Here is a 20,559-nt window from a genome sequence, read left to right as displayed (position 1 = left end):
TCACAACTCCTCCGGTTTCTGCAGCAGTCGGCCGACCGCCGTCAGATAGCGCGCCCCTACGGCACCGTCCGTGGCCCGGTGGTCGGCGGCCAGGGTCGCGGTCACCACCGGACGGACACCGAGCATGCCGCCCACGGCCCAGGGCCGCTCGACCACCGCGCCGAAGCCGACCAGGGCGACCTGCGGCGGATGGATGACACCGAACACGGTCTCCACGCCCTGATCGCCGAGATTCGTGACGGTCAGGGTGGCGCCGGACATTTCACTGCCCCGCAGGCGGCCCCGGCGGGCGCGTTGGACCAGGTCCTTGAGGGTGGCCATGAGGATGTCGGGTGACAGTGTGTCGGCGTCGCGGATGACCGGCGCGAGCAGTCCGCCCTGCCGGAGCGACACGGCGACACCCAGGTTGACGGCGGAGCCGGCGACGAACTGGTCGTTCTGCCAGTACCCGTTGAGGCTCGGCACCTCACGTGCCGCCGTGGCGGCGGCCTTCAACAACAGGGCCGCGGGCACGAGGCGGTCGCTGAGCGGACGGCCCCGGTTGAACCGCCGCAGCCACTCCCCGGACGCCGAGAAGTCGATCGTGGTGGACAGGTAGTAGTGCGGGACCTCTCGCTTGGAGCGGCTCATGAGGTCGGCGATGGCACGGCGCATGGCGTCCGTACGGTGTTCCCTCGCGCTGTCGGTCGGCACGGCCACAGGCCCTTGCTGCTCGCGTTCTGGCCCGCGTGCACCGGCCCGCTCCGGTTCCGGCCGTTCGACGCGTGCACGTGTGGCCGTGTGCACGTCCGCCGCGCGCACGGCTCCGCCGTCCCCGGTGCCCCGGACCGTCGCCAGGTCGATGCCGAGGTCCCGGGCGAGCCGCCGGGCGTACGGGGTGGCCCGCACCCTCGGCCCAGAGGCGGGCGCGGCGCGCTCCACGTCGGCACGGGTGATCCGTCCACCGGGTCCGGTGCCGTGCACGGCGGTCAGATCGACGCCCCGTTGTAGCGCGAGGTGCCGTACCAGCGGTCCGGCGCCGATCGCTGAGGTGGCCTCTGCGGCCGGCTTCGGCGGTAGTGGTGTGGGGGAGCCCGAGGTGCGCACGGCGTGCCTTGTGTGCTTGTCCCTTGATCCCGTGGCTACGGGCTTCCGGGCGGGCCTCGGCTCAGGCGTTGCCCCCTCGATCACCGCGAGTGGTGTCCCCACCGGCACCCGAGTCCCCGCCTGGACGAGCAGCTGTCCCACGGTGCCGGACTCGAAGCACTCCACCTCGATGGCCGCCTTGTCGGTTTCCACGACGGCGACGACGTCGCCCTTGTGCACCCGGTCCCCGGGACCCACGAGCCATTCCTGCAGCAGGCCCTCGTCCATGTCCGCGCCGAGCGAGGGCATGGTGAACTCGGCCATCTCAGCTCGACCTCCCGGCGTCCGCCCCCTCGTCCGCACTCAGCGGTACGGGTTCGCCGACCGCTCGGCGCGCGGCCGTGACGATTCCGGCGGGCTGCGGCAGCGCGGCCTCCTCCAGCCTGCGCGCGTAGGGCATGGGTACTTCGACGCTGCACACCCGTTCGATGGGGGCATCAAGGTCGTAGAAGTGCTGTTCGGTGAGGCGCGCGGAGATCTCCGCGGCGAGACTGCCGCTGCGCCACCCTTCGTCGACGACGACGGCGCGGTGCGTGCGCGCGACCGAGTCGCCGATGGTGGCGTCGTCCAGGGGGCGCAGGGTGCGCAGATCCACGACCTCCGCGCTGATGCCGATGCTCGCCAGGTCGTCGGCGGCGGCCAGCGCCTTGGGCAGCGAGCCGCCGTAGGTGATCAACGAGACGTCCGTACCGGGTCGGCGAATGGCGGCGCGGTCGATGTCGACCGGGTCCGAGTGGGCGGACAGCTCGCCCGAGGCGTTGTACAGGCTGCCGTGCTCGAAGATCAGCACGGGGTCGGGGTCGGCCAGCGCCGGGGCGAGCATGTGGCGAGCGTCCGTGACGGTCGCCGGGGCAAGCACGCGCAGGCCCGGGATGTGCGCGTACCAGCCCTCCAGACTGTGCGAGTGCTGCGCGGCGAGCTGCCGTCCGGCGCCCGTGGTCATCCGGATGACGATCGGGACCGGCAGTTGCCCGCCCGACATGTGCAGCAAGGTCGCCGCGTTGTTGAGAATCTGGTCCAGGGCCAGCAGGCTGAAGTTGACCGTCATGATCTCGACGATGGGCCGCATGCCCGCCAGAGCCGCACCGATGCCGGCGCCGACGAAGGCGGACTCCGACAAGGGGGCGTCGCGGATCCGTTCGGGCCCGAACTCCTCCAGCAGGCCGAGGCTGACGCCGAAGCAGCCGCCGTAGCGGCCCACGTCCTCACCCATCAGGAACACCCGCTCGTCGGTCCGCAGGGCCTCGCGCAGGGCCTCCCGCATCGCCTCCCGGTAGGTCGTCTTCTCGCCGGAGGGCGCGGCGGGCCGGGCGGTGCGGGTGTGGGTCGCGGTCATGGCCGGATCGCCTCCACCGGGCTGGTGACGTACTTCAGCAGATCCTCGACGGGCTCTTCGGGAGCCCGCTCGGCGGCCTCCACGGCGCCGTCGATCTCGGCGGCCAGACGGTCCTCCAGGGCGGTGCGGGCTTTGTCGGTCAGCTCCTTGGCCTCCCGCAGCTGCCGTGCGAGCCCTTCGACCGGGTCGCGCTCCTTCCAGCGTTCGATCTCGGCCTTGTCGCGGTATCGGTCGGAGTCGTACATCGAGTGGGCGCGGAAGCGGTAGGTGCGCATCTCCAGGAAGTGCGGTCCGCCACCGGAACGCACGCCTTCGGCCGCCCGCCGGGCAGCGTCCTCCACGGCGAGAACATCCATGCCGTCGACGGGCCAGGAGACCATGCCATACGCGGCGGCACGCAGCGCGAGGTCGGTCTGGGCCTGGTGACGGGCCAGGGCCGTGCCCATCGCGTACAGGTTGTTCTCGCAGATCAGCAACAGGGGCAGTCCCCAGAGAGCGGCCAGATTGGCCGTCTCGTGGAACTCGCCCTCCGCGAAGGCACCGTCGCCGAAGAAGCAGCAGGTGACCCGGTTGCGGCCGGTCATGCGGTCGGCGAGGGCAAGGCCGGCCGCGAGTGGCAGCCCCCCGCCGACGATCGCGTTGCCGCCGTAGAAGCGCCGGCCGGCGTCGAAGAGGTGCATGGAGCCGCCACGGCCACGGCTGCACCCGGTGGCCTTGCCGAACATCTCCGCCATGATCGCCTCGGCCGGCACCCCGCGGGCGAGCGCATGGCCGTGTTCGCGGTACGTCGACACGACCGCGTCGTCGCCCGTGAGAGCCTCGTTGACACCGACGGCCACGGCCTCCTCACCGATGTAGAGGTGCATGAAACCGCGGATGCGGGCCGCGCTGTACAACTCCACGCAGCGCTCCTCGAACCGACGGACGCGCAGCATCGACTCCAGCAGAGCCAGGCGGTGCGCGGCCTGCGTATCCGACCGGGCCGAGGGCCGGGGTTTGCGTGGGGTGCGGGTGGTGCGGGTGGTGCTCATGCGGAGGCCTCCGTGGTGACCTGGGAGGTGACATCCCTCTCCAGGGTGGAGGTGTCGCCCTCGGGCAGGCCCAGCTCGCGCGCTCGCAACAGGCGGCGCATGACCTTTCCACTACGAGTGTGGGGCAGGTGCTCGTCGAAGGCGATCTCTCGTGGTGCCACGGCCGGGCCGAGCCGGCGCCTGGCGAAGGCCAGCAGCTCCTGCCGGGTCCGAATCGTTGCGTCGAAGCCCGGCCGCAGGGTGACGAACGCCTTGACGATGTTCCCGGCAACGGGATCGGGCCGGCCGATCACCCCGGCCTCGGCGACCGCCGGGTGCTCCATCAAGGCGCTCTCGACCTCAAACGGCCCGATGAGGTGCCCCGCCGACTTGATCACGTCGTCGGCGCGCCCGACGAACCAGAACCAGCCGTCCGCGTCGCGTCGTACCAGGTCACCGGTGAGGTACCAGCTGCCCGCGAAGGCGTCCGCGGTGCGCGGCTCGTCGTGCAGATAGCCGCGGAACATGGACGGCCAGCCGATCCGGAGCGCCAGCTCGCCCTCCACCCCGGGCTCCTCCAGTACCGTGACGCCGCCCTCGGTCCGCTCCGCCCGGCCGTCCTCGCCGCGTCGCAACACCGCTGCCTCCACGCCCGGGAGCGGACGCCCCATCGACCCGGGGCGGATCTCGCAGGAGGCGAAGTTCGCGATCATGATGGCGCCGGTCTCGGTCTGCCACCAGTTGTCGTGCACCGGCAGCCCGAGGACGTCCTGTCCCCAGACCACGGCCTCCGGATTGAGCGGCTCACCGACGGAGGCGATGAACCGCAGTGCGCCGAGGTCGAACGAGCGGGGCAGATCGTACGGCCCTGAGCGCGGCGTCGTCCGCATCAGCATCCGCAGTGCCGTCGGCGCCGTGTACCAGACACTGACCCGCTGGTCGGCGAGGATCCGGTACCAGCGGCGGGCATCGTAGTCACCCTCGTCCACCACGACCGTGACCCCGTGCATGAGCGGCGCGACGATCCCGTAGGACATGCCCGTGACCCAGCCCGGATCGGCCGTACACCAGAACACGTCGTCCTCGTGGAGATCCAGGGCGTACAGCGCGGTCACATAGTGGGCGAAGGCCGCCTCGTGCACGTGCACGGCGCCCTTGGGGGTGCCCGTGGTGCCGCTCGTGAAGTGCAGCAGGGCCATGTCGTGGGGCGAGGTCGGCGGAATGGTGAAGGTGTCGGACGCCTCGCTCATCAGCGCGGCGAGCGAAACGGTACCGGGCAGTTCGTCCGCGCCCTCGCCGACGATCAGCACATGGCGCAGGGCGGCAAGTCTCTCGCGTTGCCCGGCGATCTTCCTGCGGTACAGCTCCGCCGTGGTGACCAGGACCTGCGCGTCGCTCAGCGTCAGTCGCTGAGCGACCGGGTCCGGTCCGAAGGCGGAGAACAGGGGACACAGGACGCTGGTGTTCTTGAGCGTGCCGAGGACCACGGTGTACAGCTCGGGACAACGGCCCAGCAGTGTCACCACCCGGTCACCGTGGCCGATGCCGAGGGTGCGGAGCACGTTGGCGAACCGTGCAGTGGAACGGGCCAGCTCCCCGTACGTCACACAGGTCACGGAGTCGTCCCGCCCGACACAGCGCAGCGCGACGGCCGTGGCATGGTCCGTAGCCGCGTGCCGGTCCACGGCCTCGTGTGCGATGTTCAGTCCCCGTCCACCGGGCAGTCCCTGCAGGGCGGCGCGCGCCTCCTGCCAGGTGAAGCCGGCACGCACCTTCTCGTAGTCGCCCAGATTCGGCTCGACGCGCGGTGGTGAGGTCTTCCGGATCGTCTCCCATCGCATGGCAGCCACCTTCCTGCGGCCCCTCTTCGACCATCTGTCCAGCGTGCCCCGCACGCACTGGGCCGAACGGCCCCCGCGTGTGGCCGGCAAGCCCTATGCGACTCCGGACGGCCGAGGCGGGGGCGTCGGCCTTTCGGGGGTGGCCGGAGAGGAAACGACCTGGACATGTGGCCCGCATGGCCCTACCCGTGTGGTGCCGGACGGGAAATCCTGCGTTCGTGGACTGCGTGAGGCAGCGGCGATGCCCGACCTGCCCGACGCGGTGCTGAAGGAGAACGGCCATGAATGCACGCCCCGATCCGAACGACGCGTCGCCACCCGCGTCCAGCGGGTCGGTGATGGACAAGGACGGCATGGTCGCGCTGGTCGAGGTGTTGGCCGGGCGCGGGTTCACCGTGGTCGGCCCCACCGTGCGCGACGGTGCCATCGTGCTCGCGGAGCTGGAGTCGGCCGACGACCTGCCGTACGGCTGGGGCGTGGAACTCGAAGCCGGGCGGTACCGGCTGCGGGAGCGGGCCGACGGCGCCGCCTTCGCGAACGCGGCGGGCCCCCAGTCGTGGAAGCAGTTCCTGCACCCGGCGAAAGTGCGGCAGTGGCGCGCCGACCGGGTGGGCGAGGAGACGGTGTTCACTGCCGAGGAGACCTCACCTCCGCGGTACGCCTTCCTCGGGGTGCGTCCTTGTGACGCGCGGGCCATCGCCATCCAGGACCGGGTGCTCACCGGTGGGGCCCACCGCGACCCCGTGTACGAAGGGCGACGAACCGGAGCGCTGCTCATCGCGGTCGAGTGCACGGAGCCCGGCGACACCTGCTTCTGTGTCTCGATGGGCACGGGACCCGCCGCCCCTCCCGGCTGTGACCTGGTGATCACCGAGGTGGTCGATGACGACGGTCACCGCTTCTGGATCCGCAGTGGCACCCAGGAAGGCGATGAGATCCTGGCCGAACTGCCCGTCCGGCCGGCCGACCCCGCCACCTGTGCGACGGCTCGCGCCGGTGTCGCCGCCGCCGCGGACCGGATGGGAAGGACCATGCCCGAGGCCGACCTGCGCGAGCTGATGGCCGGCACGCTCGACGCCCCCCGCTGGGACGACGTTGCCGGGCGCTGCCTGACGTGCGGCAATTGCACCATGGTGTGTCCCACCTGCTTCTGCACCACGACCGAGGACGTCACCGACCTCACCGGTGACCACGCGGAGCGGTGGCGCCTGTGGGACTCCTGCTTCGACCTGGACTTCTCCCAACTGCACGGTGGCCCCGTTCGTACATCCCCGCGCAGTCGCTACCGTCAGTGGATGACCCACAAACTCGGCACCTGGTACGACCAGTTCGGCTCGTCCGGCTGTGTCGGCTGCGGCCGCTGCATCGTGTGGTGCCCGGTGGGCATCGACATCACCGAGGAGGCCGCCGCCCTGCACGACTGGACGCGGTCCGGAGCATCGGGGGAGGCGGCGTGACCCAGCCACCGGCGCCCTTGGACTTCCTCCCGCTCGTACAGCGCGAGCGGTTGCGGGCCGTCGGGTACGACGTGTCGTTCCCGGCCGGCGCGCGCCTGTTCGACGAGGGCGGGGAGGCCGACCGCTTCTGGCTGCTGCGCCGGGGCGAGGTCGCCCTCGACATCTGCGTTCCCGGCGGACAGTCGGAGGCGGTCATGGAAACGCTGGGCGCGGGTCAGCTGCTGGGCTGGTCGTGGATCTGTCCGCCGTACCGCTGGCACCTCGGTGCCCGGGCGGTGACCGCGGTTCAGGCCACGGAGTTTCCCGCCACCGACGTCCTCGCCCTCTGCGCGGCCGACCCGGAACTCGGATACGCCCTCATGCGCCGCTTCACCGGGGTGGTCGCCGAGCGCCTGCAGGCCACGCGCATCAGGCTGCTGGACCTCTACGCACCCCACGCCGGTGGCCCGCCATGAGCACCGTGATGCCGCCGCTGCCGTACCGGGTCGCCGAGACCCGCGCGGAGACCGCCGACACCCGTTCGCTGGAACTGGTTCCTGCCGGCAGGGAACTCCCGCCCTTCCAGCCGGGCCAGTTCGCGATGCTCTACGCCTTCGGAATCGGTGAGGTCCCGATCTCGGTCAGTGCTCTGCGCGGCCCGCACGGCGGCCTCGTGCACACCGTGCGCGCGGTGGGTGCGGTCTCCGCCGCCCTGTACGACCTGCGGCCGGGCGAGACCGTTGGGCTGCGCGGGCCGTTCGGCACCGGCTGGGACCTGGACGCGGCAGTCGGCCAGGACGTGCTGGTGATCGCCGGCGGTATCGGACTGGCGCCACTGCGGCCGGTGGTGCATGCGGTCCTTGACCGGCCGGACCTCTACGGCCGGCCGGGGATCCTGGTGGGCACCCGTACCCCTGGCGACCTGATCTACCAAGAGGACATCGAGCGCTGGCGCGACAGAGCCGAGGTGGGGGTGACCGTCGACCGCCCCGGTCCGGGCTGGCACGGCTCGGTGGGGGTCGTCACCACCCTGCTCGACGCCTTCGCGCTCCGGCCGGACCGGACTCACGCGCTGGTGTGCGGGCCCGAGGTGATGATGCGCCACACCGCCCGCACACTGATGGGCCGAGGCCTCGCCGCGCACCGCGTTCAGGTGTCGCTGGAACGCAACATGCGCTGCGCCACCGGCCACTGCGGCCACTGCCAGCTCGGCCCCCTGCTGCTGTGCCGTGACGGACCGGTCGTCGGCTACGACCGCGTGGAACGCCTGCTGGCCGTACGGGAGCTGTGAGATGGAGACCGACCGAGGAGCGGCGGACATCCGGCCCCTGCCCACGCTCGCCGTATGGAAGTTCGCCTCCTGCGACGGCTGCCAGCTGACCCTGCTCGACTGCGAGGACGAACTGCTCGGCCTCACCGAGCAAGTGCGCGTCGAGCACTTCCTGGAGATGTCGGGCGCCGAGGGCCCCGGAGGGGAGCGCGCGAAGCTGGCCGGCCGCGGACCGTACGACCTCTCCCTGGTCGAGGGCTCGATCACCACGGCCGAGGACGCCGAGCGAATCCAGCACATCCGGCGCATCTCCCGGCGCCTGGTGACCATCGGCGCCTGCGCCACCGCGGGCGGCATCCAGGCGCTGCGCAACTTCGGGGACGTCGACGAGTTCCGCGCCGCGGTCTACGCCCGCCCGGACTACATCGCCACCCTGGAGACGTCGACCCCGATCTCGGCACACGTACCGGTCGACTTCGAACTCAGGGGCTGTCCCATCGACCGCCGCCAGCTCCTCGAAGTCATCACCGCCCACCTGGCCGGACGCAAACCCCAGATCCCCGGCCACAGCGTCTGCTTCGAGTGCAAGAGGCGCGGCACCACCTGCATCACGGTGGCCCACGGCACCCCCTGCCTGGGCCCCGTCACCCACGCCGGGTGCGGTGCCATCTGCCCCGCCTACGGACGCGGCTGCTACGGCTGCTTCGGACCGACCGCCCGCCCCAACCTGCGGTCCATGATCGCGCAGCTGCGCCGCGACGGCATGAGCGAGGCGGACATCCTGCGTGTCTTCCGCACCTTCAACGCCGCGTCGCCGGAGTATGTCCCCGTAGCCGATCTCGCGGCCGGGGAGCAGGACACCCCTCGGGCAGGAACGGAAACCGACCCGGAAAGGCCCGCATGAGCCATCGCGGAACCCGCGTCCTGCGGCTGGACGCACTGGCCCGGGTGGAAGGCGAAGCCGCCCTGCACCTGCGCGTCCAGGAGGAGACGGTCACCGAGGCGCGGCTGCGCATCTACGAACCGCCCCGCTTCTTCGAAGCCTTCCTGATCGGCCGCGCCCACACCGAGCCGCCCGACATCACCGCCCGTATCTGCGGCATCTGCCCGGTCGCCTACCAGATGAGCGCCTGCCAGGCGATCGAGAACGCCTGCGGCGTCACCGTGGACGGGCCTCTCGCCGAGCTGCGCCGCCTGCTGTACTGCGGCGAATGGATCGAGAGCCACGCCCTGCACATCCACCTCCTGCACGCCCCGGACTTCCTGGGCCGGGCCGATGCCGTCGAACTCGCCCGCGACCAGCGGGCGGCCGTCGAGCGCGGCCTGCGGATCAAACAGACCGGCAACGTGATCCTCGAACAACTGGGTGGACGCCCCATCCACCCGGTCAACGTCCGTGTCGGCGGCTTCTACCGCACACCGGCGCCCGATGAACTGCGCCCGCTTGCCGAACGGCTGCGGCAGGCCCGCGACGACGCACTGGAGACCGTCCGCTGGGTGGCGGCGTTCGACTTCCCCGACGCGGCGAGCGACCATGACCTGCTCGCGCTGTGCGACCCGGGCCGCTACGCCATCGACTCCGGCACACCGACGGCCATCGCCCCCCATGACCGAACGCCGACGCGGCGCGAGTTTCCCGTGCCCGACCTCGAACAGCACGTACACGAAGAGCAGGTGCCGCACAGCACCGCTCTGACCGCCGCGCTCGATGGCCGCCGCTACCTGACCGGCCCACTGGCCCGCTACGCGATCAACGGTCGGTGGCTCCACCCGGTGGCGGCCGAGGCAGCCCGGGACGCCGGGCTGGGCGATCCCGTGGCCGGGGACGTCTGTGACAACCCCTTCCGAAGCATCGTCGTACGCGCCGTGGAGGTGGTGCAGGCCGTCGAGGAAGCCCTGAGGATCATCCAGGAGTACGAACAACCGCCGCGGCCGGCCCTCGACGTCCGCCCCCGGAAGGCAGTGGGCGCCGGAGCGACCGAGGCGCCCCGCGGACTGCTGTACCACCGCTACGCCCTCGCCGAGGACGGCACGCTCACCGCGGCCCGCATCATTCCGCCCACGGCCCAGAACCAGACGGCGATCGAGGCAGACGTCCGCCGGGCCGTCCAGACGTGCCTGGACCGGCTCGGACCCGCAGCCGACGACGAGGAACTCACCCGCCTGTGCGAGCGGGCCATCCGCAACCACGATCCCTGCATCTCCTGCGCCGCCCACTTCCTCGACCTGACCGTGGAACGCGCATGACCGGACGGGTCGTGGTGATCGGCGTGGGCAACCCCCTCCGCGGTGACGACGGGGCAGGTCCGGCGGTGGTGGAGGCCCTGCGCGGCCGTGTTCCCGACGACATCGTGCTGGCGGTCAGTGACGGCGAACCCGGGCGGATGCTCGAACTGTGGCGCGGCGCCGACACCGCGGTCGTGGTGGAAGCCCTCCGTCTGCATCCGGCCAGGCCGGGTGAACTGCACACCCTGACAGCCGCGGAGGCGGCCGGGCGCGCGAGGGGCACGGCAAGTACGCACGCCCTGGGGCTGGGGGAGTGTCTCGCCCTGGCGGAAGCCCTCGACCTGCTCCCGCCGAAGGTCGTCGTGCACGCCGTGGAGGTGGCCGACGTCGAACTCGGCACGGGGCTGAGCGACCCGGTGAGGACGGCCCTCCCCGAATTGATCGAGCGCGTGGGTGCTTCCGTACGACGGGCCGGCGAAGGCAAGCACCAACGGCCGGCATCCGGCGGTGCACCCCTGCCGTGAGGATCGCCGCGTTGATCAGATGTCCGGGGCGACAGCCACGGCTTCGTCCGAAGGCGCGGGCAGTTGCTGTTCGGCCCAGATGGTCTTGCCGCGGCCGGTGTGGCGAGTGCCCCAGCGGTCGGTGAGTTGGGCGACGAGCAGGAGTCCGCGGCCGCCCTCGTCGGTGGTCCGCGGGTGGCGCAGATGGGGGGCGGCGCTGCTGCCGTCGGTGACCTCGCAGATCAGTGTGCGGTCCCGGATGAGCCGTACCTGGATGGTGCCCGGGGCGTACCGGATGGCGTTGGTGACCAGCTCGCTGACTATCAGCTCCGTGGTGAACGCGAGCTCGGACAGCCCCCAGCTGGTGAGCTGACGGTCGGCCAGGGTGCGGGCGGTGGCCACGATCGCGGGGTCGCTGGGGAAGGTCCACGAGGCGACCTGGTCGTCCCGCAGGACGCAGGTCCGGGCGAGCAGGAGCACGACGTCCTCCGCGGCTCGGCCGGACAGCTGCGAGTAGATCACCGCGTCGCACGCCTCCCGCATACACGCATGCTGCTGGGCCAGGACGCGCCGCAGCCGTGCGACACCTGCGTCGTCGCCCGGCGACCGGCGCACGAGTCCTTCGGTGTAGAGGGCGATCAGAGTTCCTTGCGACAGGTCTGTCTCCCAGGTCTCGAAGGGCAGCCCGTCGCCGCCCAGCGGCGGTCCGGCGGGCGCGTCGACCGACGCCACGTGCCCGTCGGGGTGGGCGAGGAGCGGGGCGGGATGCCCGGCGCGGGCCACGACGAGATGCCGGCTCACGGGGTCGTAGACCGCGTACGCACAGGTGGCGGTGGTGGGTTGAACGTCCAGCGGGTCGTTGGCGGCGGCCGAACGGCCCTCCTCGGCGAGCCGGACCATCAGGTCGTCCAGGTGCGCCAGCACCTCGTCGGGCGACAGGTCCAGGGCGGCCAGGCTGTGAGTCGCGGCGCGCAGCCGGCCCATGGTGGCCACGGCACGCATGCCGTGCCCCGCCACGTCCCCCACCACCAGTGCGATGCGTGCGCCGGACAGCGGGATGACGTCGTACCACGGGACGTCGTACCACGGGCCTGCGGCGTGCCCCGGCAGATAGCTGAACGCCGCCTCGACGGCGTTCTGCTCGGGCAGCCGGCCCGGCAGCAGACTGTTCTGCAGGACGAGGGCGGCAGTGTGCTCGCGTGTGTAGCGGCGGGCGTTGTCCAGGCCCAGGGCAGTGTGCGCGGCGAGTTCGGCGCAGATCGTCAGGTCGTCCTCGTCGAAGGGCTCGGACGTCACGGAGCGGTAGAAGCTGGCGACCCCGAGCACGACGCCGCGGGCGGCCAGCGGCACGACCATCATCGAGTGCACTCGCGCGGCGCGGATGCGGTCCGCCCGGAGCGGATCGTGCGCCAGCCATGTGTCGTCGGCGCCGACCTTCCCGATCAGGCGGGGCCGCAGATCGGCCAGGCATTGGGTGAGCGGTGTCGGGAAGCCGTAGGAGGCCTTCTCGCCGGTGGCGTAGGCGGGCTGAAGGCCGGAGGCCTCGATCGCGCGGAACGCGGTGCGCCGGAACGTGACCTCGGAGGGCACCGGCCCGGGCTCGGGCGCCTCACCCCGGTAGACGGAGTCGAGCACGTCCACGCTGACGGCGTCGGCCACGCGGCCCGCCACGGTCTCGGCCAGCTCCTCCGCGGTACGGGCGAGGTCCAGGGTCGTGCCGATGCGCATGCTGGCGTCGTTGAGGAGTTCGAGGCGCGCTCGGTACCGATAGCGTTCGGTGACGTCTATGGCCAGGCTCGCCACACCCAGGGGTTCTCCGGCGCGATTGCTCAGCCGGAACGCCGACAGGGAGAACAGGTGTTCCCTGTGCGGATCGGCGGGCGGATACCCCGGCTGGACGAAGTCGATGACCGGCTCTCCCGTGCTCAGGACGTGCCGCAGCAAATGCTCGGCGGTGTCGGTCACCAAGGTGGGGGCGACCTCGCGTGCCGGTCTTCCGATGACGTCCTCGGCGCGTACGTCGCGCATTCCGGGCGAGGCGGTGTTGAACCGCACCAGACGCAGTTCGGTGTCGAGGACGTGCAGTCCGATCGGTGACTCGGTCACCAGTGCGTCCAGCACCGCCCGGTCGAAGTCGCCGGGATCCGTACCGCGCGTGGCGGCGAGGAACACCGCCCAGGTCACCGGGCCCTCGGGGCCGATGTGCGGCGACATCCACCACTCGATGTCGAGCGGCAGACCGGACCGGTCCCGCAGGCGCACCCGGCAGCCGCCGCTGACCGGCGGCGTCGGCGGAACGTCTCCCTCGCTGTCCTTGTCCGGCCGGACGAAGAGCGACGACAGCGGTCGGCCCACCATCTCCTCGCGCCGATGACCGAGCAACGTCTCGGCTTCCCCGGTCCACTCGGTGATCACCCCGTCGGTGTCCAGGAGAACCCTGGCCGGCGATGCGGCCGGTGCGTCACCGCCCGGCCTCTTGCCTGAAGTGGTCATGGCAGACCTCCCGTCGCCGGGGGTCCGCGGCGACGCCTGGGTAGGCACCGCCCCACCGGGACCACGCCGGGCCGGTGTCACTCCTTCAGGGTGGCAGGCGACGGGGCCGCTCGGCATCTCGAGTCCCCGTCATGCGCCCGGAGGCGCATCTCTCGCGGTTCGGCGATGCCTCGCACAGCGTGGAGACGAGCACAGCGTGGAGACGAGCACAGCGTCGAGACGAAGGGCGACCGGCCGGGCGGCGCGAGGGCCGTGGGAGAGGTGGGACAGATGGACAACGATGCCACCGAGACGAGGGTCGTGGTCGGTGTCGACGGATCGGGGTCCTCGTACGCGGCCCTGCGCTGGGCCGTTCGCTACGCGGGGCTCGTGGGCGGCACCGTGCACGCGGTCTCCGTATGGGAGCTGCCGGGCCTGTACGGCTGGTCGGCACCCGCCGTCGACCTGGACGCGGACGTGGACGATGCCCGGCAGCGGATGCAGCAAGAACTCAGCGAAGTGCTGGGCGCGGACGCGGCCGGGCAGGTCAAGACTCACCTGGTGCACGGCAACGCCGCCGACGTCCTGCTGCGGGCCGCGGAGGGAGCGGAGGTCCTGGTGGTGGGCAGCCGAGGGAGAGGCGGGTTCACCCGCGCCCTGCTCGGTTCCGTCAGCCGGCACGTGTCGCACCACGCCCCCTGCCCGGTCGTGATCGTGCGCGGCGAGACGTCGTGACCTCGGCCGGGGCGCGGGACGGCACGGACCGGTCACTGGAAGACCGCATGGATCTCCTGCTCGGTGGCCTCGTGCGAGACGAGCAGGACTTCGTCCCCCGGCAGGAGCCGCTCATCGGGGCTCGGCACCGTGGGACGTCCGTCGCGGACGACGGTGGCGACCACGGTTCCGGCGGGCAGCGTGATCTCACCCAGCAGGCGCCCCGCGGCTCGGGAGTCCTCGGTGATCGCTGTCTCGATGACTTCGACGCCCGCCTTGCTCAGCCGCAGCAGTGCCACCGTGTCGGTGGCACCGGTGGCCTCCTCGACGAGTGAGATCAGCGGGGTGGCCGCGGGCACGGGTACGTCCACGCCCCACTGCGGGCCGAAGAGCCAGGCGTTCTCCGCGTCGTTGACGCGCGCCGCCACTCGTCCCACACCGAACTGGCGCTTGGCGAGCAGGCTGATGACGAGGTTGTCCTCGTCCCGCCCGGTGGCGGCCACGACGAGGTCGCAGGTCAGCGCACCCGCACGCGCCAGGAGCGCGGGCTCGCAGGCGTCCCCGGCCACGAGGTCGACCGATGGCATGCCTGCCAGTTCGTCGAAGCGGCCCTCGTCGTGCTCGATGAGGGTGACGTCGTTGCGTGCGGCGGAGAGAACCTGGGCGAACTGAGTTCCGAGGCGGCCCGCGCCCGCGATCAGGACCTTCACGTTCCCAGCTCCTTGTCGAGGAAGCCGCGCAGACGGCTGAGCGCGGTCGCGGCGACGGCGAAGGTGACCAGGTCGCCGGGCTCGACGAGGACACCATGGGCGGGCAGCAGTGAGCGTCCGCCGCGGGTGATCTCCACGACGCGGATCTCCCCGTCGACGTCGAACTCGGTCGGCCGGCGTCCGGTGAGATAGGCCGGTAGCTGGGAGCGAACCAGAAGGGTCTCGCCGTTCCCGAAGGAGAGTTCCGGCGTGAGGTGCCGGTGCAGCAGCATCTGGTGAATGCGGCCGACGGCCCAGCGGACGCTGGAGATCGTCGGGATGCCCAGGTCACGGTAGATGTCGGCGCGGCTCGGGTCGTGGATGCGGGCGAGGACGACCGGAACCCGGTACGTCTCCTTGGCGGTGCGGGCGCTGACGATGTTGCTGTTGTCTCCCGAGGTGACCGCGACGCACGCGTCCGCGTGGACGATTCCGGCTGCTTCCAGCACAGAGCGGCTGAAGCCGTTGCCCACGTGGAAGGTGCCGGGGAAGCTCGGTGGCAGCAGCCTGCCCGCCTTGGGCTGCCGGTCGACGACACGCACGTCATGGCCCTCGGTCACAAGCTGCGCTGCGAGGGTGGAACCGACCCGGCCGCAGCCCACGATGACCACTCTCATCGTGTCCCTCCCTTCGGGGATGTCCTTCGGTGCCGGAGCACCCACTTACGGGCTTCCTCGGCGGCCAGCAACAGTGCCCCGAGCCCGGCGAGAACCGCCCAGTCGGCGGGTGCCAGCGGCGCGGTATTGAAGATCTCCTGCAGCGGCGGCGCGTAACTGATGGCGGCCATCAGCGCGATACCCACGCAACCGGCGCCGATCAGCCAGGGGTTGGACAGCAGACCTGCCCGCAATACGCTCTGCCGGTCGGTGCGTACCGCGAGGGCGTTGAAGAACTGACTGACAACGATGCCGGCCTGGACCATGGTGATCGCTTCCCGGTAGACGGGATCGTCCCTGGTGAAGTCCGTGTACGGGATGCCGGAGGCGTGGATGTGCCAGAAGAACACGGCACACACGCCGAGGGCCTGGATACCGCCGAGGAAGAGGATCCGGCCCATGACGGCGGTCGAGAAGAGCCGTTCCCGGCGCGGTCGCGGCGGGCTGTCCATGACGTCGGCTTCCATCGGCTCGGCACCCAGCGCGAGCGCGGGCAGTACGTCGGAACCCAGGTCGATGGCGAGAATCTGCACGGCCGTGATCGGCACCAGCGGGAACCCGGCGAAGGTCGCCGCCAGGATCGGCACCAGTTCGGCGATGTTGTGGCTGAACAGGTAGATCAGGAACTTGCGGATGTTGCGGTAGACGGAACGGCCCAGCCCCACCGCGGTGGTGATGGAGGCGAAGGAGTCGTCGAGCAGCACCATCACAGCCGCCTCACGGGCGACGTCCGTGCCCGAGGCGCCCATGGCGACGCCGATGTCCGCGTGTTTCAGGGCGGGCGCGTCGTTGGCGCCGTCCCCGGTGACGGCGACGACCTCACCGCGCCGCTGCAGCGCGGTGACCACGCGCATCTTGTGCTCGGGACTGACCCGGCACAGGAGCAGTTCTGTCGAGCCCGTCAGCAGCGCGTCCAGACCGCCGTCGTCCAGTGCGTCCACCTGCGCGCCCGTCACCACGGACGGGGCCGGTCCCCGGACGATGCCGACGCGGCGGGCGACGGCCTCCGCGGTCAGAGGATGGTCGCCGGTGACCATGACGATGCGGATCCCGGCCCGTCGGCACGCGTCCACCGCGTCCCGCACCTCCGGGCGTGGCGGGTCGTACATCCCGGCGAGGCCCAGCAGGGTGAGCTTGGATTCGACGTCTCCGAGCGCCGGGCGAGGACTCGTCACCCTCCGTCGGGCGACCGCCAGCACGCGCAGGCCCTGCCCGGCCATGTCGTCCGCGGCCGCGACCACCTCGGCGCGGGCGGCTTCCGTGAGCGGCGTCCGTATGCCGTCCCGGTCGATGGCGTCGCAACGGGCGAGCAGTTCCAGGGGCGCGCCCTTGACACACGCGTCGTACGTGCCGTCCTCGTCGCGGTGCACGGTGCTCATCAGCTTGCGGTCGGAGTCGAAGGGATACTCCGCCACGCGCGGTGTCCGGGCCTCCTCCACCGCCGGATCCAGGCCTGCCTTCATGGCGGCCACCAGAAGTGCGCCCTCAGTGGTGTCGCCGAGCACCCGCCAGCCGTCGTGTCCGGTGGGCGGCACCAGCCGGGCGTTGCTGCACAGAGCCGCCGTCCGCAGCAGCTCCCGCACGGACCGTGCCTCGGCGACCTCACCGACCGGCGCATACCCCACCCCCGCCACAGCGTGCGACACGTCGTTCGCCCACACGCGTACGACGGTCATCTCGGCCTGCGTGAGGGTTCCCGTCTTGTCGGTGCACACCACGCTCGTCGAGCCGAGTGCCTCCACCGCCAGCAGCTGCTTGACCAGCGCGTGCCGACGGGCCATACGGCGCACACCGATCGCCAGCGACACCGAGAGCGTTGCCGGCAGACCCTCCGGAACGAGGGCGACCATGACCCCGAGCGAGAACACGAACGTGTCGACGAACGGCTGCCCGCTGGGTATGCGCACCGCGAACAGGGCGGCCCCGGTCGCCAGCGCGACACCGGCCACGCGGCGGGCCATGGCCGCGACCTGGCGCTGCAATGGGGTCTTCTGTCGCGGTGCCGCCGCGGTGAGGCGGAAGATCCTCCCGAACTCGGTGGCCGTCCCGGTGGCCGACACGACCGCCTTGCCTGTGCCCGCGACCACGTCGGTGCCCATGAACACGCAGTTGCGCGCCTCCAGCGGCGGCCCCGCAGGCACCGGTGCGGCGACCCGTGCGACGGCATCGCTCTCGCCGGTCAGTGCCGCGTTGTTGACAGCGACGTCGTGCGCCTCGACCAGTCGGCAGTCGGCCGACACCGCGTCTCCGGCCTCCAGAAGCACGACATCCCCGGGAACCAGATCCCGAGCGGGCCGTTCCCGTGGCTCCCCGTCCCGCAGCACCCGGCAGATGTGCGGCACCATCGCCTGCAACGACTCGGCCGTGCGCTCGGCGGAGTACTCCTGCGCGAAACCGATGCCCGCGTTCAGGAGAACCACGCCGAGGATCGCCAGGGCCAGCTGAAGTGTTGCCGGATCCCTGGGCCGCTCCAGTGCGTAGGCGAGGAAGGTGATCGCCGAGGAGACGAGCAGCACCACCGCGAAGAGGTCGGTGAACTGTGCGAGCAGCTGCCTCCACAGATGCCGACGGCCCACGCCGGGCAGCTCGTTGGGGCCGTAGCGGTCCAGCCGCACGGCGGCCTCGGCCGCCGTGAGCCCGCGCGGGGAACCGTCCAGAGCGGTGTAGACGTCCGGGACGGGCAGAGACGGGATGGACGGGCCGGGGGCGCCGGGCCGGTCCCGGGGTGGGCCGGCGGCCGAGGCCGCGGCGCCTGTCGGCGGGCCACCGGAGTGCAGCGCCGTCGTCCCGGGCACGCGATGCGAGATCGCTCCCCGCCCGGCCGGTTCAGGGCTCATGGCGGGCCCCCGCCGCCGAGGGTGGCCCGGGTGGCTCCTGGAGCACGCTCCAGGCGACCGGTCCGAGCAGATCGACCAGCCGCCGGAACACGTCCAGGAACAGGTCGTCGATCGTCAGCACCCCCACCACCCTGCCGCCGTCGAGGACCGGCAGGCGGCGCACGCCGGTGCGGCGGAACATCCTGTAGGCCACCTGAAGGTCGTCGTCCGCGTCGACCGTGGCCACCTCGGCCGTCATCACCGCATCCACCGGCGCCTCCCGGCCCAGGCCACCACCCAGGCCGCGTACGGCGAGGTCGCGGTCGGTGACGATGCCGCGCAGCGTTCCGCCCTCGACGACGAGAACGGAGCCGACGGCGGACTCGGTCATCCGCCGGGTCACCTCGAGCAGGGAGACGTGAGGCGTGACGGACACCGCAGGGGCAGTCATGACCTCGGAGACCTTCATGCGTCCCTTCCCTCCGAGGCGGGCCGGCCTCGGCCTCACGTCGGCTTCGACGGAACGGCGATGACGGGGCAGCGGGCGTGGTGCAGCACTCCTTGGCTGACCGAGCCCAGCAGCATGCCGGTGAAGCCTCCGTGGCCGCGGGTCCCCACCACCAGGCCCAGCGCGTGGGCGGAGGCGTCGGTGAGCACCTGCACGGGATGCCCGACGACCAGTTCGTGGTGGAGGTTCACCTCCGGGTAGCGGGCGTGGCGGCCGGCCACCGTCTCGTGGAGCAGTCGGCGTGCTTCCTGCTGCGGTGCGTACTCGTCGAAGACCCTCAGGGGACCTGCCTCCCAGACGTACAGGGCGCGCAGCTCGGCGCCACGCAGGGCCGCCTCCTCGAATGCCACGTCGACCGCGGCGGCCGAGTGTTCGCTGCCGTCGACGCCGACGACGAAGTACGCGGGCTGCTGGGTGATGTGCTCCGGCTCGGGTACGACGACCACGGGGCACTGCGCGTGGGCCATGACCGGCAGGGCGACCGAGGCGGAGCCGAACACTTCTTGGACCCGGCTCAGATGTCGCGAGCCCAGCACGACAGCCGTTGCGCCGCGGCTCTGCTCACACAGCGCCCGCACGGCGTCGCCCTCGGCGAGCACAGCGTCCACCTCGACCAGCGGGTGCCGCGCCCTGACGAAGTCCACGGCTTTTTCGAGCACCTGCCTTCCGGCCTTGTGCAGCGCCTCGTCCCATTCTTTCCAGGTCGGCATTTCGCGCAACCGATAGCCCCTGGTCGGCACGCCTCCGACGTGGACCGGACGCAACGGCAGCCGACGGCGGGCGGCCTCGTCGGCCGCCCAGGCCAGCGCCATCTGCCGGCCGGGGTCGGGATCGACGCCCACCACGATCGGCCGGCGATCACCGGGCCACGACATGGCGGCCTCCGGCCGGGGACTGGTCGGGAGCCGGCGACGCGTGCGCGGACGCGCTTTCCGGGTGCGGCTCGGGCGTCAGATGCCTGACGTAGGCGTCGGGTCCTGGGAAGTAGAGGGTCACCCGACCGTCCTCGGCCCAGCGGACGTCGTACGGCGGGCTGCCGTCCGGATGGTGGAGCCCCACGATCTCGCCGTCCCGTGCGACGACCCCGGCCGCGGTGCCGCGCACGACGATCTCGTCACCCACGCGGGCACGCATCGAGGCGCCGGTCTCGGCAGCGGTCCTCGGCGCGGCCCGGTCGTTCCTTCTTGTCGGTGCGGGAGCGGACATCTCGCTCGCCTCCTCCCTGCGGTGGCGCGAAGCAGTGCCGCTGATCTCATACAAGACCTGGCGTGGTGAGGGTTTCCAGGGGCCATTGGTCCTCGTCCCGTCCCTGTCGGCCCATCATGGGGGGACTTCAGGGACCGTGCCATGGGCTGTTCGGACTTAGCGGTACGGGCCTGTCCGTGCTGGACTGGAGGTGTCGGCAGGCTGGACAACCGCCGAGGAGGTAAGGCGATGGCCACACTGGCACGCAGGCAGAAGTTCGCGTTCCCGGAGTTGCCGGACTGGTTCGAGAACCTTCCGGCCCGGTTCGCGATGCCCACGATGGGTGACCTGTACACGATTCGCATCGAGGACTTCATCGAGAACGACCGCTACGTGATGCGAGCGGAGCTTCCGGGCATGGCCCCCGGGGACCTCGACGTCTTCATCAGTGACGGCGTCCTGACCGTTCAGGCCGAACGCACCGAGAAGGAAGTCACGAAAACCCACAACGAGATCCGGTATGGCACGATGAGCCGCAGCGTGACGCTGCCACCGGGCGCCGACGAGGACGACGTCAAGGCCGACTACACCGACGGCATGCTCACTGTCAGCGTCGGCCTGGGCGCCGAGAAGGCGGAGGCCAAGCACATCGAGATCCAGCAGGGCAACTGACGACAGTTGCCGGCGAGGTGGCGGGCTCGGGCAGGGGCCC

General features: G+C 71.4%; 18 protein-coding genes and 3 pseudogenes. 8 read left to right on the top strand and 13 right to left on the bottom strand.

Translation table 11 applies throughout. The features are described 5' to 3' along the window. From ACFY1J_RS20775 to acsA, 4 genes are read right to left on the bottom strand one after another with little or no spacing between them, the layout of a single operon-like run. Nucleotides 1-1,389, bottom strand: a complete 1,389-nt coding sequence (locus tag ACFY1J_RS20775) for a 2-oxo acid dehydrogenase subunit E2 (RefSeq protein ID WP_390731640.1) — start codon at nucleotides 1,387-1,389, stop codon at nucleotides 1-3. Between the two features lies 1 nt (nucleotide 1,390). Then, nucleotides 1,391-2,461 carry an alpha-ketoacid dehydrogenase subunit beta gene (locus tag ACFY1J_RS20770; RefSeq protein WP_390707836.1) on the bottom strand — a complete coding sequence of 357 codons (1,071 nt, stop codon included), beginning with the start codon at nucleotides 2,459-2,461 and terminating at the stop codon, nucleotides 1,391-1,393. After that, nucleotides 2,458-3,492 carry a pyruvate dehydrogenase (acetyl-transferring) E1 component subunit alpha gene (gene pdhA / locus ACFY1J_RS20765; RefSeq protein ID WP_390731639.1) on the bottom strand — a complete coding sequence of 345 codons (1,035 nt, stop codon included), beginning with the start codon at nucleotides 3,490-3,492 and terminating at the stop codon, nucleotides 2,458-2,460. Before pdhA ends, ACFY1J_RS20770 begins: the two co-directional genes overlap by 4 nt. Then, the gene (acsA, locus tag ACFY1J_RS20760; RefSeq protein WP_390731638.1) at nucleotides 3,489-5,312 is read right to left on the bottom strand and encodes an acetate--CoA ligase; all 1,824 of its coding nucleotides are present in this window, start codon (nucleotides 5,310-5,312) and stop codon (nucleotides 3,489-3,491) included. Before acsA ends, pdhA begins: the two co-directional genes overlap by 4 nt. 281 nt (nucleotides 5,313-5,593) lie before the next feature. On the opposite strand from acsA, the gene ACFY1J_RS20755 reads away from it, so the two are divergent. The 6 genes from ACFY1J_RS20755 to ACFY1J_RS20730 are packed head-to-tail and all read left to right on the top strand — an operon-like array spanning nucleotide 5,594 to nucleotide 10,768. Then, nucleotides 5,594-6,769, top strand: coding sequence for a 4Fe-4S dicluster domain-containing protein (locus tag ACFY1J_RS20755; protein ID WP_390707833.1), 1,176 nt, complete (start codon nucleotides 5,594-5,596; stop codon nucleotides 6,767-6,769). Then, nucleotides 6,766-7,224: a Crp/Fnr family transcriptional regulator gene (locus ACFY1J_RS20750; protein WP_390707832.1), complete on the top strand. Its 459-nt coding sequence runs from the start codon at nucleotides 6,766-6,768 to the stop codon at nucleotides 7,222-7,224. Before ACFY1J_RS20755 ends, ACFY1J_RS20750 begins: the two co-directional genes overlap by 4 nt. Then, nucleotides 7,221-8,039 (top strand): FAD/NAD(P)-binding protein, encoded by an 819-nt coding sequence (locus tag ACFY1J_RS20745; protein WP_390731637.1) that lies wholly within the window; start codon nucleotides 7,221-7,223, stop codon nucleotides 8,037-8,039. The genes ACFY1J_RS20750 and ACFY1J_RS20745 overlap by 4 nt, the downstream gene beginning before the upstream one ends. 1 nt (nucleotide 8,040) lies before the next feature. Beyond that, nucleotides 8,041-8,922 carry an oxidoreductase gene (locus ACFY1J_RS20740; protein WP_390707830.1) on the top strand — a complete coding sequence of 294 codons (882 nt, stop codon included), beginning with the start codon at nucleotides 8,041-8,043 and terminating at the stop codon, nucleotides 8,920-8,922. After that, entirely contained in the window at nucleotides 8,919-10,265 is a 1,347-nt protein-coding gene (locus ACFY1J_RS20735) for a Ni/Fe hydrogenase subunit alpha (protein WP_390731636.1), read from the top strand. The genes ACFY1J_RS20740 and ACFY1J_RS20735 overlap by 4 nt, the downstream gene beginning before the upstream one ends. After that, nucleotides 10,262-10,768 carry a hydrogenase maturation protease gene (locus ACFY1J_RS20730; RefSeq protein ID WP_390707828.1) on the top strand — a complete coding sequence of 169 codons (507 nt, stop codon included), beginning with the start codon at nucleotides 10,262-10,264 and terminating at the stop codon, nucleotides 10,766-10,768. Before ACFY1J_RS20735 ends, ACFY1J_RS20730 begins: the two co-directional genes overlap by 4 nt. Before the next feature lie 15 nt (nucleotides 10,769-10,783). Here ACFY1J_RS20730 and ACFY1J_RS20725 read toward each other — a convergent pair whose 3' ends face one another. Then, nucleotides 10,784-13,240, bottom strand: a complete 2,457-nt coding sequence (locus tag ACFY1J_RS20725; RefSeq protein ID WP_390731635.1) for a SpoIIE family protein phosphatase — start codon at nucleotides 13,238-13,240, stop codon at nucleotides 10,784-10,786. Between the two features lie 270 nt (nucleotides 13,241-13,510). Between ACFY1J_RS20725 and ACFY1J_RS20720 the strand changes: the two genes are divergently transcribed. Next, nucleotides 13,511-13,954, top strand: coding sequence for a universal stress protein (locus ACFY1J_RS20720; protein WP_390707826.1), 444 nt, complete (start codon nucleotides 13,511-13,513; stop codon nucleotides 13,952-13,954). Nucleotides 13,955-13,986: 32 nt separating this feature from the next. Here the strand turns inward: ACFY1J_RS20720 and ACFY1J_RS20715 are convergent, their stop codons facing one another. The 8 genes and pseudogenes from ACFY1J_RS20715 to ACFY1J_RS20680 form a co-directional block, all read right to left on the bottom strand. Next, nucleotides 13,987-14,643, bottom strand: coding sequence for a potassium channel family protein (locus tag ACFY1J_RS20715; RefSeq protein WP_390707825.1), 657 nt, complete (start codon nucleotides 14,641-14,643; stop codon nucleotides 13,987-13,989). Beyond that, complete coding sequence (locus tag ACFY1J_RS20710) at nucleotides 14,640-15,299, bottom strand: potassium channel family protein (protein ID WP_390707824.1); 660 nt, start codon at nucleotides 15,297-15,299, stop codon at nucleotides 14,640-14,642. Before ACFY1J_RS20710 ends, ACFY1J_RS20715 begins: the two co-directional genes overlap by 4 nt. Next, entirely contained in the window at nucleotides 15,296-18,175 is a 2,880-nt protein-coding gene (locus tag ACFY1J_RS20705) for a cation-translocating P-type ATPase (protein WP_390731634.1), read from the bottom strand. The genes ACFY1J_RS20710 and ACFY1J_RS20705 overlap by 4 nt, the downstream gene beginning before the upstream one ends. Then, nucleotides 18,165-18,413: pseudogene (locus tag ACFY1J_RS20700) on the bottom strand (CBS domain-containing protein); the annotation flags it as partial. The gene ACFY1J_RS20705 and the pseudogene ACFY1J_RS20700, both read right to left, overlap by 11 nt. Further along, a pseudogene (locus ACFY1J_RS20695) lies at nucleotides 18,413-18,463 on the bottom strand (hypothetical protein); the annotation flags it as partial. The pseudogenes ACFY1J_RS20695 and ACFY1J_RS20700, both read right to left, overlap by 1 nt. A 13-nt stretch (nucleotides 18,464-18,476) precedes the next feature. Next, nucleotides 18,477-18,605 (bottom strand): annotated as a pseudogene (locus tag ACFY1J_RS20690) (CBS domain-containing protein); the annotation flags it as partial. A 53-nt stretch (nucleotides 18,606-18,658) separates the two neighbouring features. Further along, nucleotides 18,659-19,537: a universal stress protein gene (locus tag ACFY1J_RS20685; protein WP_390731633.1), complete on the bottom strand. Its 879-nt coding sequence runs from the start codon at nucleotides 19,535-19,537 to the stop codon at nucleotides 18,659-18,661. After that, on the bottom strand, nucleotides 19,521-19,868 hold the full coding sequence (locus ACFY1J_RS20680; RefSeq protein WP_390731632.1) for a DUF1918 domain-containing protein: 348 nt from the start codon (nucleotides 19,866-19,868) through the stop codon (nucleotides 19,521-19,523). The genes ACFY1J_RS20685 and ACFY1J_RS20680 overlap by 17 nt, the downstream gene beginning before the upstream one ends. Before the next feature lie 228 nt (nucleotides 19,869-20,096). On the opposite strand from ACFY1J_RS20680, the gene ACFY1J_RS20675 reads away from it, so the two are divergent. Continuing rightward, on the top strand, nucleotides 20,097-20,519 hold the full coding sequence (locus ACFY1J_RS20675) for an Hsp20/alpha crystallin family protein (RefSeq protein WP_390707820.1): 423 nt from the start codon (nucleotides 20,097-20,099) through the stop codon (nucleotides 20,517-20,519). Nucleotides 20,520-20,559 lie beyond the last annotated feature (40 nt).

Origin of the sequence: Streptomyces sp. NPDC001406 (assembly GCF_042895285.1) — a bacterium.
GTDB lineage: Bacteria > Actinomycetota > Actinomycetes > Streptomycetales > Streptomycetaceae > Streptomyces.
The sequence above is the reverse complement of the archived record's forward strand: the minus strand, read 5'-3'. Positions and strand labels throughout refer to the sequence as shown.

Bases quoted from the DNA above. Each gene is read 5' to 3' on its own strand.
- ACFY1J_RS20775 (WP_390731640.1), bottom strand. From the start codon at position 1,389: ATGGCCGAGTTCACCATGCCCTCGCTCGGCGCGGACATGGACGAGGGC.
- ACFY1J_RS20770 (WP_390707836.1), bottom strand. From the start codon at position 2,461: ATGACCGCGACCCACACCCGCACCGCCCGGCCCGCCGCGCCCTCCGGC.
- pdhA (WP_390731639.1), bottom strand. From the start codon at position 3,492: ATGAGCACCACCCGCACCACCCGCACCCCACGCAAACCCCGGCCCTCG.
- acsA (WP_390731638.1), bottom strand. From the start codon at position 5,312: ATGCGATGGGAGACGATCCGGAAGACCTCACCACCGCGCGTCGAGCCG.
- ACFY1J_RS20755 (WP_390707833.1), top strand. From the start codon at position 5,594: ATGAATGCACGCCCCGATCCGAACGACGCGTCGCCACCCGCGTCCAGC.
- ACFY1J_RS20745 (WP_390731637.1), top strand. From the start codon at position 7,221: ATGAGCACCGTGATGCCGCCGCTGCCGTACCGGGTCGCCGAGACCCGC.
- ACFY1J_RS20740 (WP_390707830.1), top strand. From the start codon at position 8,041: ATGGAGACCGACCGAGGAGCGGCGGACATCCGGCCCCTGCCCACGCTC.
- ACFY1J_RS20735 (WP_390731636.1), top strand. From the start codon at position 8,919: ATGAGCCATCGCGGAACCCGCGTCCTGCGGCTGGACGCACTGGCCCGG.
- ACFY1J_RS20730 (WP_390707828.1), top strand. From the start codon at position 10,262: ATGACCGGACGGGTCGTGGTGATCGGCGTGGGCAACCCCCTCCGCGGT.
- ACFY1J_RS20725 (WP_390731635.1), bottom strand. From the start codon at position 13,240: ATGACCACTTCAGGCAAGAGGCCGGGCGGTGACGCACCGGCCGCATCG.
- ACFY1J_RS20720 (WP_390707826.1), top strand. From the start codon at position 13,511: ATGGACAACGATGCCACCGAGACGAGGGTCGTGGTCGGTGTCGACGGA.
- ACFY1J_RS20710 (WP_390707824.1), bottom strand. From the start codon at position 15,299: ATGAGAGTGGTCATCGTGGGCTGCGGCCGGGTCGGTTCCACCCTCGCA.
- ACFY1J_RS20705 (WP_390731634.1), bottom strand. From the start codon at position 18,175: ATGAGCCCTGAACCGGCCGGGCGGGGAGCGATCTCGCATCGCGTGCCC.
- ACFY1J_RS20685 (WP_390731633.1), bottom strand. From the start codon at position 19,537: ATGTCGTGGCCCGGTGATCGCCGGCCGATCGTGGTGGGCGTCGATCCC.
- ACFY1J_RS20680 (WP_390731632.1), bottom strand. From the start codon at position 19,868: ATGTCCGCTCCCGCACCGACAAGAAGGAACGACCGGGCCGCGCCGAGG.
- ACFY1J_RS20675 (WP_390707820.1), top strand. From the start codon at position 20,097: ATGGCCACACTGGCACGCAGGCAGAAGTTCGCGTTCCCGGAGTTGCCG.